A 16,142-nucleotide genomic window follows, 5' to 3' on the forward strand; every position below is an offset into this window, starting at 1 on the left:
CCGCTCGGGTGGCGGCCGGACAGCACAGCCGCCCTCCACGCCGGTCTCGGACGCGGTGGCACCGCCCGCTCACGGCCTCCCGGGCGCGTCCCGGCGGCTGGCGGACCATGCCGACCACAGCGCGGCGTAGCGGCCGCCCGCCGCGACGAGTTCGTCGTGCGTGCCGGTCTCGACGACGCGGCCCCGGTCGAGGACGACCACGCGGTCGGCGGTGGCGGCCTGGGGGAGCCGGTGAGCGACCATCAGACCCGTACGGCCCTGAAGCGCCCGCACGGCGGCGGTCTCCAGGACACGGGCGCCCGCGCTGCCCGCGTCGGCGGTGGCCTCGTCCAGGATGGCGATCGGCGGGTCGGCGAGCACCAGCCGGGCCAGGGCCAGGTGCTGGGCCTGGGTGACCGTGAGCCGGTGCCCGCCCTCGCCGACGACCGTGGCGAGGCCCTCCGGCAGCGCCTCGACCCACCCCAGGGCGCCCACGCGGTCCAGCGCGGCGCGCAGTTCCTCGTCCGTGGAGCCGGGCCGGGCGAGGCGCAGGTCCTCGGCGAGCGGGCCGGCGAACACGTGCACCTCCTGACTGATCAGGGTCACGGCGCGCCGTACGCCCGACGGGCCCAGTTCACGGGAGTCGACCCCGCCCAGGGAGATGGACCCGCTCTCCGGGGCGTGCACGCCCGCGATGAGCTTGGCCAGCGTGGTCTTCCCGGCCCCGCTCGCGCCGACCAGGGCGACGCGTTCTCCGTGCCGTACCTCCAGGTCGACATCGGCGAGGACCGGATGGCCGGAGACGTACGCGTGGCCGAGCGCGGACACCTTGACCGAGCCGTCCACCGGTGTGGCTCCGCCGTCGGCAGGATCGGGCTCCACGGGCAGGTTCGACACCCCCACCAGTCGGGCGAGGCTGGCGCCCGCCGACTGCGCGTCGTCGATGAGGAAGAGCGCCGCGTTGATCGGATTGAACAGGCTGTGGAAGTAGAGCGCTGCCGCGGTCGCCGTACCGATGCTCACCGACCCGGCGTCCACCAGGAGGAAACCGGTGACGAGCACCGCCGCCAGGCCGATGAACTCGCCCGCGTTGAGCCGCGAGAAGAACCCCGAGACCAGCCGGATCCCGCGCAGCGCGAGGGCGACCGCGTCCCCGGACCGCTGCTCCAGGAGCTCCGTGTGCCGGCCGCCGAGGCGGAAGGCCCGTACGGTGCGCACGCCTCCGACGCTGTCGAGCAGCTGGTGCTGGAGCGCGCCGGTCGCCACCCGGTGGGCGGCGTAGATCTTCGTGGCACGCGGCATGTACCAGCGGACCGTGAGGACGTGGACGGGCACGGCCAGGAGCACGGCGGGCAGGAACCGCCAGTCCAGGACGGTGAGACCGACGAGCGTCAGGACGATGGTGAGAAGCGCTCCGGCGAATTCCGGCAGGGCCTGGCGTACCGCCTTCGCGATGATGGTGACATCACCGGTCACCCGGGAGGTCAGGTCGCCCGAGCCGGCCTGCTCGACGCGTTCGAGCGGAAGCCGCAGCGCCCGTGCGATGAAGCGCTCGCGGAGGCCGGCGAGAACCGTCTCACCCAGGCGGGCGACCAACGAGTGACCGATCGCGGTGGCGATTCCCCTGGCCACGGCCACGACGAGGAGCAGCACCATCGGCACCGTCAGAGCGCCGGCGCCCCGCTGCTCCACCACCAGGTCCACGATGCGGCCCAACAGGGGGGCCGTCAGCAGCCCGACGCCCGTGGCGAGGACGAGCACGGCGACCGACGCGAAGGTCAGCAGCCGGTGACCACGCAGCAGCGCTCCGAGGGCCGCCAGGGTCTGGGCGCCGGTCGCGGTGGGGAGGAGTTCACGGTCCTCCGTCGTACGTTCGCCCATCGCCCTTCCCTCTTCCTTCCCGCGCGCGCCGGAGCCGCTGTCGTTCTCCCTCGCGCCACGGCCGCTCATGCCCGTGTCGCTCATGCCAGCACCGCCGCGCGGTACGCCTCGTCTGCGGCGACCAGCTCCGCGTGCCGGCCCCGCGCGGTCACCGCGCCGTCGTCCACCACGAGGACGTGGTCGGTCTCGGCGAGCAGGGCGGGGCTGGTGGTGACGAGCAGCGTCGTACGGCCGCGCCGGAGTTCCCTGAGACGGGCGGCGATCCGTGATTCGGTGACCGTGTCGACGGCGGTCGTCGGATCGTGGACAACCAGGACCGGGGGATCGGCGGCCAGGGCGCGGGCGAGCGCCACCCGCTGACGCTGGCCGCCCGACAGCGAACGGCCGCGTTCGGCCAGCACGGTGTCCGCTCCTCGGGGGAGCGCCCGCGCGACGTCGTCCGCCGCCGAGGCGGCCAGGGCCCGTTCGATCTGCTCGTCGGGGTGGTCCGTACCGGCCCGTACGTTGTCGAGGAGGCTGCTCTCGAACAGGGTGGCGTCGTGAGGGGCGACCAGGACGGCCCGGCGGGCGGTGTCGGGGTCGAGTTCGGTGAGCGGCACGCCGTCGAGTTCCACGGCGCCCTCGTCGGGGTCGAGTTCGCGCCCCAGGCACAGCAGGAGGTCGTTCGCCGCGGCCGGGTCCTTCGCGACGACTCCGACGAGGCTGCCCGGGGATATGTCGGCGTCCACCCGGCGCAGCCGCCCGTGGGTGACGCCGCGCAGCCGGAGGCGACCGGCAGGCCGCCCCGGGAGGGCGCCCTGCCCCGCCGTGACGGCGTGCGGGGACGCGAGGACCTCGGCGACGCGGTCCGCCGACGCGCGGCCCTGCGCGAACTCGCCGTTGACGTAGGTGAGCATCTGGAACGGGCCCAGCAGGTACTGGGCGAGGCCGACGGCCGCCACGAGGTCCCCCACGCTGATCGAGCCCCGCATCGCCAGGTGCGCGCCCACGAGGCCGATGACCGCGATGAAGATGCCGGTCAGGGCGAGGATCGCGCCGTCGTGCCAGGCCCTGCTGCGGGCGGCGCGCAGCGCGGCGGCCAGCGATTCCCGGCTCGTGCGGCGGTAGCGGGACACCGCGGCCCCCTCCGCCCCGATGCCCTTCAGCACGCGCAGCCCGGCCACCAGGTCGGCGGCGACGCCCGAGGCGTCGGCCGCCCGCTCCTGCTCGACCTCGCTGCGCCGTTCCAGCGGCCGGCTGATGAGGTGGCCGAGCCACAGCAGGGGCGGGACGCCCAGCAGGATGAGCAGGCCGAGCGGTACGGAGATGCGCAGCAGCGCGACGGCGCTGATGGCCAGTCCGGCGAGCGCCGATATCGTGTACGGGAGGGCCGCCGCGACGGCTCCCACGCGGGCGGCGTCGCCGGTGGCGACGGCGGTCAGCGCGCCGGGCAGCCGGCCCTTGTCGGCTCCGCCGCGCGGGTCGAGCACCCGGGCGCCGAGGTCGGTCCTGACGCGGTGCGCTGCCAGTTCCCCCGCCCCGTCGGTGACCCTCGCCGCGGTCCGGTAACAGGTCGACAGGACCAGGAAGAGTACGGCGAGTACGATCAGCCAGCGCAGCAGCGCGCTGCCGGAGCCGGTGGCCACCGCCTCGTCGATGACCATGCCGATGACGACCGGAACCAGGGCCTCACAGCCCTGGTGGGCCATACCGAGCAGCGACGCCGTGGTGACCTGGCGGCGTTGGCCCCTGATCGCTCCACGGAGGACGTGGCCCCCCGTCGGTCCTCCGTCGGGCATGAGGTACCTCCGCGAAGATGGGTGGATAGTTAGGTAAGGCTACTCTAAGCACCGGCCTCCTTTCAGCTGTCAGGGGGGCGACCGCTTCGGCTGCTCGGCGCGGGCCGCGCCCGCGCGTTGACCTCATGCTCACGTTCGGTTAGCCTCACCTAAGTTGCGGTTCCAGGTTCCGCACGCACATCGTCCGTATGACGCGCGAATCGCCGCCGGGGGCCAGGGGGTTGTCTTTGTCGGTCGGAACCCAGACGCTGCCCGGGAAGCAGGACTCGGCCCAGGCCGCGCCCGGACGACGCCGGACCGTGTCCGCCCTGCGGGGCCTCGGCCTGCTCCTCGGGCTCGCCGCCCTGGTCCTCGTCGCACTGCTCAGTGTCTGGGTCGGCACCAAGGGAATCCCCTTCACGGCGACATGGAACGCGCTCTGGCGGCCCGACGGATCCGAGACCTCGATCATCATCCACGAGTACCGGATCCCCAGGACCGTCCTCGGACTCCTCGTGGGCATGGCCCTCGGCCTCTCCGGCGCCCTGATGCAGGCGCTGACACGTAATCCGCTCGCCGACCCCGGACTGCTCGGGGTGAGCCTGGGCGCCTCGTCCGGTGTCGTCGTGGCCATCGCCTTCCTCGGCATCGGCAGCGCCCTCGGCTACGTATGGTTCGCCTTCCTGGGCGCCGCCCTCGCCTCCGTACTGGTCTACGTCCTGGGCTCGTCCGGACGGGCCGTCGCCACCCCCGACCGGCTCGTCGTCGCCGGAGCGGCGGTGACGGCCGTACTGCTGGCCTTCAACTCGGCGGTACTGCTGCTCCATCCGCGCGCCTTCGACCAGTTCAGGTTCTGGACGGTCGGCGCGCTGTCGGGCCGGAAGACGGACATCGTCCTCATCGTCCTGCCCTTCGTGACGATCGGCCTCATCCTCGCCCTCCTGCTGGCGCCTTCGCTCAACGCCCTCGCCATGGGCGACCAGATGGGCCGCGCGCTGGGCGTCGACGTCAACCGGACCCGCGTCCTGGGCGCCGTCGGCGTCATGCTGCTGTGCGGCGCGGCCACCGCCGCCGCGGGGCCGATCGGCTTCATCGGCCTCGTCGTACCGCACGTGGCCCGGTTCGTGGCCGGCCCCGACCAACGCTGGGTGCTGGCCTACTCGATGGTGCTCGCACCGGTCCTGCTGATCGGTTCCGACGTCCTGGGCCGGGTACTCGGCGCCCCGGGCGAGATCCAGGTCGGCATCGTCACCGCCTTCATCGGTGCGCCCCTGTTCATCGCGCTGTGCCGCCGCCGAAAGCTGGTCATGCTGTGAGTGCCGTACGGGAGGCGGAGACCTCCACCACCACCTCCACCACCTCCACCACCGAAACCGGCCGCGCGGCCGGGACACCCCGCGTCATCACCGGGCTCGTCCTGCGCACCCCGTCGGGCCGTCTGTCCGTACGGATCCAGGGACGTGCCGTCGCGGTGACGGCGGTCCTGGTCGCCGTGCTCCTGCTGGTCATGGGCGTCACGCTGACCACCGGCGACTTCGAACTGTCCATCGGCGAGGTGCTGCGAGCGGTGTTCGGCGGCGGATCCGGAGCCGCCGACTTCATCGTCAACACCCTGCGCATGCCCCGCCTGGTGACGGCGCTCTGCGTGGGCGCGGCCCTCGCGGTCAGCGGCGCGATCCTGCAGAGCCTGACCGGCAACTCGCTGGGCAGCCCCGACATCATCGGCTTCACCAACGGGTCGGCCACCGGCGCACTCGTGGTCATCGTCGTGCTGAACGGCAGCATGACCCAGATCGCGTTCGGCGCGCTCGTCGGCGGTCTCGCCACCGCCGCCGCGGTCTACCTCCTGATGGCCGGCCGCGGGGTGCAGGGGTTCCGGCTCATCGTCGTCGGCATCGGCGTCAGCGCGCTGCTGCTCGCCGTCAACTCCTACCTCATCACCCGGGCGAGCTGGCAGGAGGCGCTGGAAGCCCAGTCGTGGCTGCTGGGCAGCCTGGGAAACCGTCTGTGGGTCCACGCGAACGCCATCGGCCTCGCCGTCGCCGTCCTGCTGCCCCTGGCCTTCCTCCTCGCCCGCCGGCTGTCCATGGTGGAGATGGGCGACACCACCGCCAGGGCGCTGGGCGTCGACGTGGCACGCACCCGTACGGCCCTGCTCGTCGTCAGCGTCGCCCTGGCCGCCTTCGCCACCGCGGTGACCGGCCCGATCTGGTTCATCGCCCTCGCCGCGCCGCAACTGGCCCGCAGGCTCACCCGGTCGTCAGGCCCGGCGCTGCTGCCCTCCGCCCTCATGGGCGCCGTACTGCTCGCCGTCAGCGACCTCGTCGTGCAGCGTGCCTTCGCGCCCGCGCTCCTTCCGGTGGGCACCGCGACCGGCACCATCGGCGGGCTGTATCTCATCTGGCTGCTGATCACCGAGTCGCGAAAGAGCCGCGCATGACCGCCGAGACCGCGAAGACCGCCGCGACGCCCACCCGGGCCGCCGCGACCACGACGCGGACCGCCGCGACGACCGAGAGGACCGTGATGACCGCCCCGGCGAACCGCCCGGCCGCCCCCGCGAACCGCCCGGCACCGCGCCTGCGTGCCGAGGACCTGACGCTCTCCTACGACCAGCGGACCGTGGCCACGTCCCTCGGCGTCGACATCCCCGACCACTCGTTCACCGTGATCATCGGGCCGAACGCGTGCGGCAAGTCCACGCTCCTGAAGGCGCTGGCGCGGATGCTCAAGCCGCAGACCGGCCAGGTCTACCTCGACGGCGCCGCCATCACCTCGTACCGCTCCCGCGAGGTCGCCCGCCGGCTCGGGCTGCTCCCGCAGTCCTCGACCGCGCCCGGCGGCATCACCGTCGGCGATCTGGTGGCCCGCGGCCGCTACCCGCACCAGCGCCTGCTGAAGCAGTGGTCCGCCGAGGACGAGGAGGCCGTCACCGAGGCCATGCGGCAGACGGGCGTACTCGAACTCGCCGACCGGCCCGTGGACGACCTCTCCGGCGGCCAGCGCCAGCGCGTCTGGCTCTCCATGGTCCTCGCCCAGCAGACGTCCATCCTGCTCCTCGACGAACCGACCACGTACCTGGACATCGCGCACCAGGTCGAGGTGCTCGACCTGTGCGCCGAGTTGCACGCGCGCAAGGGGCACACCGTGGTGGCCGTACTGCACGACCTCAACCAGGCGTGCCGCTACGCCACCCACCTCATCGTGATGCGGCCCGGCGGCACCGTTGCGGCCGAGGGCGACCCGGCCACCGTGATGACCGCCGAACTCGTCCAGGACGTGTTCGGGCTGCCGTGCCGGATCATCGACGACCCGGAGACCGGCACGCCGCTGATGGTGCCCGCCGCGCCCCGGCGGTACGCGCCCCAGGAGAGCCGCGAGGGCAGCCCCGACGAGAGCCCCCGGAACAGCCCCGAGGACGGCGACAGCGCCGAGGACGGCGACAGCCCCGGGAACGGCGCCGCCACCGCCGTCGCCGACACCGTGATGGCCGAGACCAGCTAGGACGGACTCCCCTGCTCCGTAGGACGGACCTCATATGCTCTGCACGAGGCTGACGAACGCGCACATCCTCACCATGGACCCGGACCACCCCGTCGCCCACGACCTGGGCATCTGGCGGGGCCGGATCGTGGGCCTGGACGAGGCCGTGACCTCCCTGCCCGCCCGCGAGGTCGTCGACCTGCAGGGCGCCACCGTCCTCCCCGGGTTCATCGACAGCCATGTCCACCTGGCATGGGCCGGGCTGAAGGCGAGCACCCCGAGCATCGCGCCCTGCGAGCGGATCGAGGACGTGCTCGCGGTCGTGGCGGACGCCGTGGCCAGGACGCGCGGCGACGGCTCCTGGGTGGACATCGCCGGGTACGACCAGCGAGCACTCGGCCGCCACCTGACCGCGGCCGAGCTGGACACGGTCAGCCACGGGCGCAAGGTGTTCCTCATGCACGACTCCGGGCACGCCTGCGTCGTCAACAGCGCCGTCCTGGACCAGCTCCCGGACGGTGTCCCGCACGAGAACGGCTTCCTGGCGGAGAGCGCCATGACCGCCGCCCGCCGGCTCCGTCTGCCGTACGCGCAGCACGAACTCGCCGACGCCATCGAGTACGCCGCCCGGGTCTGCCTCGCCGAAGGCGTCACCGCCGTCGCCGAGGCCGGAATCGGCGGCGGCCTCCTCGGCCACAGCCCGGTCGAGCTCGGCGCCTACCAACTCCTGCGCGACCAGGGCCGACTGCCGCTGCGCGTCCAGCTCATGGCGGCCGGGGACACCCTGCGGCCGCGCGCCGCACACGCGGACGACGGCATCCCGCGCGCCCTGGACCTCGGGCTGCGCACCGGATTCGGCGACGACTGGCTGTCCGTCGGCGCCCTCAAGGTCTACACCGACGGCGGCATGATGGCGCGCACGGCCGCGCTCACCTCCCCGTACGAGGGCCTGGACCACACCGGCCGGCTCCAGGACGACCCCGAGCGCCTCACGGACCTCATCGTGGACGGACACCTGGCGGGATGGCAGCTCGCCGTCCACGCCATCGGCGACCGCGCCGCGGACCTCGCACTGGACGCCCTGGAGCGGGCGCAGCGGCTGCGGCCCCGCCCCGACGCGCGACACCGGGTCGAGCACGCCGGGCTGATCCGCCCCGACCAGCTCCCGCGCTTCGCCCGCCTCGGCGTCAGCGCCGTGGTCCAGCCCAGCTTCCTGCGCTACTTCGGCGACGACTACGCGACGATCATGGGCGAGGAGCGGGCCCCGTGGATGTACCGGGGCCGGGGCTTCCTCGACCACGGCGTCACACTCGTCGGCAGCTCCGACCGGCCGGTCACCGAGGGCTCGCCGCTGCGGGCCGTCCAGTTCATGGTCGAGCGGGCCTCGGCCTCCGGCCGGCTGATCGGCCCCGAGGAGCGCGTCACCGTCGACGAGGCCCTGCGCGCCTACACCGTCGCCGGCGCCTACGCCTGCCGGTGGGACGAGAGCGCGGGCAGCCTCACAGCGGGCAAGCGCGCCGACCTCGTGGTGCTGGGCGACGACCCGCGACGCGTCGACCCCTCCAGGATCGGCGGCATCCAGGTCGTCACGGCGTTCGTGGACGGCATCGACACCAAGGAGGCACAGAAGCCGTGAGCACGCGAGCGGACACCCTGGAACCGTTGGCACCCCTGTGGCAGCCGCCGGTGGCGGCACCGCCCCGCTGGGTCATCTGGCACGCGGGCGAGGAGACCATGGTCTTCGACACGGAACTCAACGGCCCCGCCCTGGTGGAGGATCACGACCTGGGCGAGGTGCTGCGCCGGATGCGCGAGGCGGGGGTACCGGAGAGCGACGAGTATCCGGGCCGCCCGTGCGGATAGCGGCGCCCCCGGCGGGCGGGCACGGACCCGCTGCCCCCGCCGTGGGAGCACGGCGGCGGAGCGCGGCCGTGGACCGTACGCGTCGGCGAGTACGCCCATCGCGCCCTGACCCGGGAGCGTCTGCCGGACGGACGGCGCCGAGCCGGTGCGGTGCGGGGGGCCGGTGCGGTGCTGGGGGCCGGTGCGGCGCACAGCTTGGTCGATTCGATTAGGTGAGGCTAGCCTTAGCTCGACTGCTTCACCGGGGTCACGCGCCGACCGGGGGCCACGCGGCGGACGAGCCGCACCCCGCGCACGGTGGGACCGAGGAAGGAAAGCCTTGATCACGGCCATGCCGCGCCCTGCCACGCTGCTGCCACGCGCCCCCCACCCGCCCCGCATCCCCACGTTCTTCGTGCGGCCCGCGGGACCGGGCGACGCCGCCGCCCTCGCCGTCCTCTCCCAGCCGTTCGTACGCTCGGGAGCGCTGCGCGAACGGCCCTTCCGCGTCTACGCCTACCGCGCGACCGACTTCCTCGTCGCCGAGGCGCCCGACGGGTCCATCGAAGGCTGCCTCGCCCTCCGCGTCCACCCCGGCGCCTCACCGGGCGGAGGGGCCGCCGGTGTCCTCTACAACTTCTGCGTCGCCCGGCACCGGCAGGGCAGCGGCATGGGCGCCCGCCTCCTGGGCGCCGCGCTGGCCAAGGCCCGCGCGCAGTCGCTGGAGAACCTGTTCACGGCGACGACCGGCAGCGGCCGCCTGTTCCTCCGGTACGGCTTCACTCCGACCAGCCCGAGCGCGGCCCCCGTCGCCTGGGCCAGGTCCCTGGACCCCCGCCGCGGCGCCCGCGTCCTCGCGCGCGGGGTCTGACCACCGGGACCGTGACGGGACCGGTGACGGAGCCGCGGCCCGGCGGCCGCGCGGACGCGACGCGAAGGGCGGGCCCGAGCCGGCGCGGCTCCGGACCCGCCCTTCGCGCTGTCACCCGCGTACGTCAGAGGTCGAGTATCCCCGGCAGCGCCGCCACCAGCTCCTTGATCTGCACCTCGGTGACGGTCAGGGCAGGAGCCAGCCGTACGGTCGACGCGCCGGCCGCGTTGACGAGGAACCCGGCGTCCTGCGCCGCCCGTCGCACCTGTTCCGCGACCGGCGCGGTGAGCGCGACACCCCACAGCAGACCCGCGCCACGTACCTCGCGCACCAGGGGATGCCCCGACTGCTCGATGCCCCACCGCAGCAGCTCACCCATGCGTACGACATGGGACAGCAGCCCCTCCGCCTCGACCGTCTCCAGTACGGCGAGCCCCGCCGCGCAGGCCACCGGGTTGCCGCCGAACGTGGAGCCGTGCTGCCCGGGCCCCAGCAGAGCCGCCGCCCGGCCGAACGCCATCACCGCCCCGATCGGCAGCCCGCCGCCGAGGCCCTTCGCCAGCGTCACCACATCCGGGTCCACGTCCTCCGCCGCCTGATGCGCGAACCAGCGGCCGGTACGGCCGATGCCGGTCTGCACCTCGTCCAGGACGAGCAGGCTCCCGGCGTCCCGGGTGATCTCCCGAGCGGCCCGCAGGTACCCGTCGGGCGCGGGAACGACACCCGCCTCACCCTGCGTCGGCTCGACGAAGACCGCCGCCGTCTCATCCGTGACGGCCGCGCGCAGCGCCTCGACGTCCCCGAACGGCACGTGCGTCACCTCGCCCGGCAGCGGCAGGAACGGGTCGCGCTTCGCGGGCTGCCCGGTGAGGGCCAGCGCCCCCATGGTGCGCCCGTGGAAGCCGCCCTCCGCCGCGACGACGCGCGGCCGCCCGGTACGGCGGGCGATCTTGAAGGCCGCCTCGACGGCCTCCGCACCGGAGTTGGCGAAGAACACCCGCCCAGGGCGGCGCGCGAGACCCAGCAGCCGTTCCGCCAGAGCGACGGCCGGCTCGGAGACGAAGAGGTTCGACACATGGCCCAGCCGCGTGATCTGGGCGGTGACCGCGGCTACGACGGCCGGGTGCGCGTGTCCCAGGGTGTTGACCGCGATCCCGCCGGTGAAGTCCGTGTAGGCACGCCCCGACTCGTCCCACACCGTGCTGCCCTCGCCGCGGACCAGCGCCAGCGGGGGAGTGCCGTACGTGTCCATCATCACCGCCCGCCAGCGGTGCGTGAGCGGCGTGGTGCCGTGGCCGGTCATGCGCTCGCCTCCTCGTCCCCGGCGTTCCGGGTGCTTCGAGTGCTCCGGGTGCTCCGGGCGTTGTCGGTGTGCTCGCCGGTCTCGCCGCTGTGACCGTTGTGGCCGTTGTCGCCGTTCTCGGCCCCGCACTCGGATGCGGCGTCCGGGAGGACCGTGGTGCCGGGGCTCTTCTCAGCGAAGACCCCGCGCAGCACCGCGTGGGGCGTCCGGCCGTCGAGCACATGGGCCTTGCGGACACCGGCCCGGACCGCCCGCAGGCACCCCTCCATCTTCGGCAGCATCCCGCTCGCCAGTCCCGGCAGCAGCCCGTCCAGCTCACCGGCCGTCAGCCGGTCGATCACCTCGGTGCTGTGCGGCCAGTCCGCGTACAGTCCCTCGACGTCGGTGAGCATCACCAGCCGCTCCGCGCCCAGGGCCACGGCCAGCGCCGACGCCGCCAGGTCGGCGTTGACGTTGTAGACCTGCCCGTCCGTGCCGCGCGCGACGGGCGAGAGCACCGGGATACGGCCCTGCTCCAGCAACGCCCGCACGGTGTCCGCGTCCACGGCCACAATGTCGCCCACGAGACCGATGTCCACGGGCCGTCCGTCCACCCAGGCGGGGCGCCGCACGGCGGTCATGGTGTGCGCGTCCTCGCCGGACATGCCGACGGCGAACGGCCCGTGGGCGTTGATCGCGCCGACCAGCTCGCGCTGGACCTGCCCCGTCAGCACCATCCGGACCACGTCCATGGTCTCGGGAGTGGTGACCCGCATACCGGCCTCGAAGCGGACCTCCAGGTCGAGCCGGTCGAGCATGGCGCTGATCTGCGGTCCGCCGCCGTGCACCACGACGGGGTGCAGACCGGCGTGCCACAGCTCCACGACGTCCTGTGCGAACGTCCGCTGGAGGGCGTCGTCCACCATGGCGTTGCCGCCGAACTTGATGACGACGGTCCGGCCCTGGAGCTCCTCCACCCAGGGCAGGTCCCCGCCGGTCGGCTCCACCGTGGCCACGCTCCGCCCCGCGCCGCTCCGTCCCGAGTCCGCGTCCACGCTCTCGTCCACGTTCTGGCCCACGCTCCCCTTCGCGCTCTGCCCGGCACGCTGTCCGACGGGATTCCTCATCCCTGCTCCCACTCCGCTCATGAGCTGTAGGCGCTGTTCTCGTGCACGTACTCGGCGGTGAGGTCGTTGGTCCAGACGACCGCCGACGCGTCGCCGACGCGCAGATCGACCGTGATCGTGATCCGCCGTCCCGACAGGTCCACCGCGTCCCGGGAGTCCCCGGCCGCGCCGTCCCGGCAGACCCAGACGCCGTTGATGGCCACGTCCAGGCGGTCGGGGTCGAAGACGGCGTCCGTCGTGCCGATCGCCGACAGCACCCGTCCCCAGTTCGGGTCCTCGCCGTGCAGGGCGCACTTGAGGAGGTTGTTCCTGGCCACCGACCGCCCCACGGTGACGGCGTCCTCCTCCGACGCCGCGCCGACGACCGCCACCTCGATCTCCTTGGACGCGCCCTCGGCGTCCGCGATCAGCTGCCGTGCCAGGTCGAGGCAGACGGCGTGCACCGCATCGGCGAGGTCCGCGGGCTCGGGCGTCATGCCCGAGGCGCCCGAAGAGAGCAGCAGGACCGTGTCGTTGGTCGACATGCAGCCGTCCGAGTCCACCCGGTCGAAGGTGGTGCGCACGGACTCGCGCAGGACCGAGTCGAGCAGCGGCGCGCTCACGACGGCGTCCGTGGTGAGGACCACCAGCATGGTGGCGAGGCCGGGCGCGAGCATGCCCGCGCCCTTCGCCATGCCGCCGACCGTCCAGCCGGACCGGGACGCCACGGCGGTCTTGTGCACCGAGTCGGTCGTCTTGATCGCCACGGCCGCGTCGCCGCCGCCGAAGGGTGACAGCCGCCCCGCGGCGGCGTCGATGCCGGCCGTGACCCGGTCCATGGGCAGGGGGACGCCGATGAGTCCGGTGGAGCACACCGCCACGTCGTCCGGGTCCGCGCCGACCGCCTTCGCCGTACGCTCGGCCATCGTCCGGGTGTCGTCGGCGCCGGCCGGGCCCGTACACGCGTTGGCGCCACCGGAGTTCAGGACGACCGCCGCGATCTCGCCGTCGGCGAGCACCCTCCGCGACCAGCGGACCGGTGCGGCCTGCACCCGGTTGGAGGTGAAGACCCCGGCGGCGGCGCGTGACGGCCCCCGGTTCACCACCAGGGCGAGGTCGGGGGCGCCGGATTCCTTGATGCCGGCGGCCACGCCGCTCGCGAGGAACCCTTGGGCAGCGGTCACGGTCACGGGGCCACTCCGTTCGTGGGCAGGCCCAGCGTCTCCGGCAGGCCGAGGGCGATGTTCATGCTCTGCACCGCGCCACCGGCGGTGCCCTTCGTCAGGTTGTCGATCGCGCTCACGCAGACCAGGCGGCCGGCGTCCGGGTCCACCGCCACCTGTACCTGGACGGTGTTGGATCCGAGCACGGCGGCCGTGGACGGCCACCTGCCCGGCGGCAGCAGGTGGACGAACGGCTCGTCGGCGAAGGCGGCCTCGAAGACGGCGCGTACGTCCTCCCCGGCGCGTACGTCCTCCCCGGCGCGTAGCCGGGCCGAGCAGGTGGCCAGGATGCCGCGCGGCATGGGCGCCAGCGTCGGCGTGAAGGACACGGTGACCCGTTCGCCCGCGACCCTGGACAGGTTCTGGGTGAGCTCCGGGGTGTGCCGGTGGCCGCCGCCGACACCGTACGGGCTCATCGAGCCCATCGCCTCGGAGCCGAGCAGCTGCGGCTTCAGCGCCCGGCCGGCTCCCGACGTCCCGCTGGCGGCGACGATCACGGCCTCCGGTTCCAGCAGCCCCGCCGCGTACGCCGGGAACAGCGCCAGGGTCACGGCGGTCGGGTAGCAGCCGGGTACGGCGATCCGGGTGGCACCCTTCAGTTCGTCGCGGGCTCCGGGGAGTTCGGGCAGGCCGTACGGCCAGGTCCCGGCGTGCTCGGAGCCGTAGAACCGTTCCCAGTCGGCGGCGTCGCGCAGCCGGAAGTCGGCGCCGCAGTCGACGATGAGCGTGCCGGGGTCCAACTCGGCCGCCCAGGCCGCCGACTGCCCGTGCGGCAGGGCGAGGAAGACCACGTCGTGCCCCCGCAGGGAGGCCACCGACGTCTCCTCCAGCACCCGCCCGGCCAGGGCGGCCAGGTGCGGCTGCACCTCCCCGAGCGTCCGGCCCGCGCTGCTGTGCGCGGTCACGGCACCGACCTCCACCCCGGGGTGCGAGGTCAGCAGGCGCAGGATCTCGCCGCCGGCGTAGCCACTGGCTCCGGCCACCGCGACCCGTACGGTCATGTTCTTCCGTCTTCCTGTTACGTGGGCGTGGACGTGTTTCATGCGGGTGTCACGTTTCATGCGGGTGTCACGTGAGGCGTGGGACGTCCGCGTGCGGTGCGCCGCGCGGGACGGATCGCACGGGACGTCCCGAGTGGACGTGCCGAGTGGGACGTGCCGGGGGTACGTGCCGCCCGGTCACGCGTCTCGTGGCGCTCGGCCGAGCAGCAGGTCGCGCAGCAGGGCGTCGGTCGTGCAGACCACGCCGCTGCGCGCGGCCCAGCGAAGGGCCATGGAGTGTTCCTCGGCCGAGAAGTCGGCCACGGCGTCGGCGACGACGAACGGCTGGATGTCGTTCATGACGGCGTCGGCGGCCGTCAGGAGCACGCCGAGGTGCGCGTACACGCCGCAGACGATCAGCTGGTCGCGCCCCTCCGACCTGAGCAGTCGGCCGAGATGGCTGCGGAGGAAGGCGTTGGGCCGCACATTGGGCAGCAGGTGCTCGCCAGGGCGCGGCGTGAGGCGCGCGATGATGGCGGCGTCGTCCGGCTCCGCCCCGATACCGGGGCCCCAGACGTCGGCGATCAGCCCGCGCTGGCCGGGCCGCCGGGCGGCGGGCTCGGCGCTGAAGACGACCGGCATGCCGAGCGTTCCGGCGAGTTCGCGCAGAGCGGCGACGTTCTCGACGAGCTCCACGACGGGTGACAGTCCGGTCGGGAACGCCCGCACGAAGTGGTTCTGCATGTCGTGGATCAGCAGCGCGGCCCGCCGGGGTTCCACGGTCCAGGGGGTGTGGGAGGGAGGAAGGACCGAACGCTCGGGCATGGGATAGGAGTCGATGACCGGCAAGCCCATGGTTGTCCCTCCCCGGATGACGCGACGGTGATCGATGACGCGACGGTGATCGTGGTGACGCGACGGTGATCGTGGTGACGCGACGCCGATCGTGGTGATCGAAGTTTAGCTTAGCCTAACCTAAGTCTGACGGTTGCTGGCGTGAACTCGTCAGGCCGCGCGCCAGTAGCCGAGCGCGTGCAACCGCTCTCGCGGCACGGCGAGTTGCCTGCGCGCGAAGGACGCCAGGGTGCGCGTGGTCGCGGTGTCGCAGGCGATCCAGACGTAGCGGTCGCCGTCGTCCATGTGTCGCGGCAGTGCCTGGCGCACCGTCTCGACCAGGTGGCCGCCGTGGTCCCGTCGCGGCACCTGGATCACCTCGTGCCGCTCGGAGCCGCGGTGCGGTGCGTGGTCGGCGTCGGAGGGGTGCGCGGTCTCGAACCAGACGGTCGCGGGCGTCTGGGGCATCGATGCCAGCAGCGAGTCGATGGCGGGGCGCGATGCCGCGTCGCCGACGACGAGGAGGCGTGACGGCCGGGGGTCGGGTACGGCGAACTCGGAACCCTGGACCGTCGCTTCGATCGTGTCGCCGGGCCGGGCGGTGCGGGCCCACTCGCTGGCACGCCCCGCGTGCAGGGTGAACTCCATGTCGAAGGTGCCGGTGGGCGGGTCCGGGTCCACGAGCGTGTAGGCGCGCTGGTGGGGTCGGCCGGCGCTCTCGAACCAGAGCCGCACCCACATCGTGGGATGGACCCCGGTCGCCCGCAGCATGCCGCCGTCGCTGAAGGACAGGCGGTGGAGGCGGTCGGAGACGCGCTCGTTGGACCGCACCGTGAAGGTGAAGTCCTTGCCTCGCATGAGTCTGAGGACGGCGCCCTGCCAGCCATGTCCCATGATGCGGACC

General features: G+C 73.5%; 14 protein-coding genes. 6 read left to right on the forward strand and 8 right to left on the reverse strand.

The genetic code is table 11. The features are described 5' to 3' along the window. Positions 1 to 69: 69 nt before the first annotated feature. Both ACGF5U_RS22070 and ACGF5U_RS22075 read right to left on the reverse strand, forming a co-directional pair. On the reverse strand, positions 70 to 1,860 hold the full coding sequence (locus tag ACGF5U_RS22070) for an ABC transporter ATP-binding protein (protein ID WP_392711918.1): 1,791 nt from the start codon (positions 1,858 to 1,860) through the stop codon (positions 70 to 72). An 80-nt stretch (positions 1,861 to 1,940) separates the two neighbouring features. Then, the gene (locus ACGF5U_RS22075) at positions 1,941 to 3,638 is read right to left on the reverse strand and encodes an ABC transporter ATP-binding protein (RefSeq protein ID WP_392711691.1); all 1,698 of its coding nucleotides are present in this window, start codon (positions 3,636 to 3,638) and stop codon (positions 1,941 to 1,943) included. 221 nt (positions 3,639 to 3,859) lie between these two features. Here ACGF5U_RS22075 and ACGF5U_RS22080 point away from each other — a divergent pair, with 221 nt between their 5' ends. From ACGF5U_RS22080 to ACGF5U_RS22105, 6 genes are all read left to right on the forward strand, one after another. After that, positions 3,860 to 4,933, forward strand: a complete 1,074-nt coding sequence (locus tag ACGF5U_RS22080) for a FecCD family ABC transporter permease (protein ID WP_392818878.1) — start codon at positions 3,860 to 3,862, stop codon at positions 4,931 to 4,933. Further along, positions 4,930 to 6,057, forward strand: coding sequence for a FecCD family ABC transporter permease (locus ACGF5U_RS22085; protein ID WP_392711695.1), 1,128 nt, complete (start codon positions 4,930 to 4,932; stop codon positions 6,055 to 6,057). The genes ACGF5U_RS22080 and ACGF5U_RS22085 overlap by 4 nt, the downstream gene beginning before the upstream one ends. Positions 6,058 to 6,143: 86 nt before the next feature. Continuing rightward, complete coding sequence (locus tag ACGF5U_RS22090) at positions 6,144 to 7,121, forward strand: ABC transporter ATP-binding protein (RefSeq protein ID WP_392711919.1); 978 nt, start codon at positions 6,144 to 6,146, stop codon at positions 7,119 to 7,121. Positions 7,122 to 7,155: 34 nt separating this feature from the next. Further along, positions 7,156 to 8,736 carry an amidohydrolase gene (locus ACGF5U_RS22095; RefSeq protein WP_392711696.1) on the forward strand — a complete coding sequence of 527 codons (1,581 nt, stop codon included), beginning with the start codon at positions 7,156 to 7,158 and terminating at the stop codon, positions 8,734 to 8,736. Further along, positions 8,733 to 8,963 carry a hypothetical protein gene (locus ACGF5U_RS22100; RefSeq protein WP_392711698.1) on the forward strand — a complete coding sequence of 77 codons (231 nt, stop codon included), beginning with the start codon at positions 8,733 to 8,735 and terminating at the stop codon, positions 8,961 to 8,963. Before ACGF5U_RS22095 ends, ACGF5U_RS22100 begins: the two co-directional genes overlap by 4 nt. A gap of 331 nt (positions 8,964 to 9,294) precedes the next feature. After that, entirely contained in the window at positions 9,295 to 9,813 is a 519-nt protein-coding gene (locus ACGF5U_RS22105) for a GNAT family N-acetyltransferase (protein ID WP_392711921.1), read from the forward strand. 124 nt (positions 9,814 to 9,937) lie between these two features. Here ACGF5U_RS22105 and ACGF5U_RS22110 read toward each other — a convergent pair whose 3' ends face one another. The 6 genes from ACGF5U_RS22110 to ACGF5U_RS22135 all read right to left on the reverse strand — a co-directional run bounded on the left by ACGF5U_RS22110 (position 9,938) and on the right by ACGF5U_RS22135 (position 16,132). Beyond that, positions 9,938 to 11,116, reverse strand: coding sequence for an acetylornithine transaminase (locus ACGF5U_RS22110; RefSeq protein ID WP_392711700.1), 1,179 nt, complete (start codon positions 11,114 to 11,116; stop codon positions 9,938 to 9,940). Further along, positions 11,113 to 12,222 (reverse strand): acetylglutamate kinase, encoded by a 1,110-nt coding sequence (gene argB, locus ACGF5U_RS22115; RefSeq protein WP_392711702.1) that lies wholly within the window; start codon positions 12,220 to 12,222, stop codon positions 11,113 to 11,115. Before argB ends, ACGF5U_RS22110 begins: the two co-directional genes overlap by 4 nt. A 17-nt stretch (positions 12,223 to 12,239) precedes the next feature. Continuing rightward, entirely contained in the window at positions 12,240 to 13,391 is a 1,152-nt protein-coding gene (gene argJ / locus ACGF5U_RS22120) for a bifunctional glutamate N-acetyltransferase/amino-acid acetyltransferase ArgJ (RefSeq protein WP_392711704.1), read from the reverse strand. Then, positions 13,388 to 14,425 (reverse strand): N-acetyl-gamma-glutamyl-phosphate reductase, encoded by a 1,038-nt coding sequence (gene argC, locus ACGF5U_RS22125; RefSeq protein ID WP_392711706.1) that lies wholly within the window; start codon positions 14,423 to 14,425, stop codon positions 13,388 to 13,390. Before argC ends, argJ begins: the two co-directional genes overlap by 4 nt. 177 nt (positions 14,426 to 14,602) lie before the next feature. Beyond that, positions 14,603 to 15,259, reverse strand: coding sequence for an isochorismatase family protein (locus ACGF5U_RS22130; RefSeq protein ID WP_392711707.1), 657 nt, complete (start codon positions 15,257 to 15,259; stop codon positions 14,603 to 14,605). Between the two features lie 150 nt (positions 15,260 to 15,409). Further along, the gene (locus ACGF5U_RS22135) at positions 15,410 to 16,132 is read right to left on the reverse strand and encodes a siderophore-interacting protein (RefSeq protein ID WP_392711710.1); all 723 of its coding nucleotides are present in this window, start codon (positions 16,130 to 16,132) and stop codon (positions 15,410 to 15,412) included. Positions 16,133 to 16,142 lie beyond the last annotated feature (10 nt).

The organism is Streptomyces sp. NPDC047886, from assembly GCF_043204435.1.
Lineage (GTDB): Bacteria > Actinomycetota > Actinomycetes > Streptomycetales > Streptomycetaceae > Streptomyces.

Bases quoted from the DNA above. Each gene is read 5' to 3' on its own strand.
- ACGF5U_RS22070 (WP_392711918.1), bottom strand. From the start codon at position 1,860: ATGGGCGAACGTACGACGGAGGACCGTGAACTCCTCCCCACCGCGACC.
- ACGF5U_RS22075 (WP_392711691.1), bottom strand. From the start codon at position 3,638: ATGCCCGACGGAGGACCGACGGGGGGCCACGTCCTCCGTGGAGCGATC.
- ACGF5U_RS22090 (WP_392711919.1), top strand. From the start codon at position 6,144: ATGACCGCCCCGGCGAACCGCCCGGCCGCCCCCGCGAACCGCCCGGCA.
- ACGF5U_RS22095 (WP_392711696.1), top strand. From the start codon at position 7,156: ATGCTCTGCACGAGGCTGACGAACGCGCACATCCTCACCATGGACCCG.
- ACGF5U_RS22105 (WP_392711921.1), top strand. From the start codon at position 9,295: ATGCCGCGCCCTGCCACGCTGCTGCCACGCGCCCCCCACCCGCCCCGC.
- ACGF5U_RS22110 (WP_392711700.1), bottom strand. From the start codon at position 11,116: ATGACCGGCCACGGCACCACGCCGCTCACGCACCGCTGGCGGGCGGTG.
- argB (WP_392711702.1), bottom strand. From the start codon at position 12,222: ATGAGGAATCCCGTCGGACAGCGTGCCGGGCAGAGCGCGAAGGGGAGC.
- argC (WP_392711706.1), bottom strand. From the start codon at position 14,425: ATGACCGTACGGGTCGCGGTGGCCGGAGCCAGTGGCTACGCCGGCGGC.
- ACGF5U_RS22130 (WP_392711707.1), bottom strand. From the start codon at position 15,259: ATGGGCTTGCCGGTCATCGACTCCTATCCCATGCCCGAGCGTTCGGTC.
- ACGF5U_RS22135 (WP_392711710.1), bottom strand. From the start codon at position 16,132: ATGGGACATGGCTGGCAGGGCGCCGTCCTCAGACTCATGCGAGGCAAG.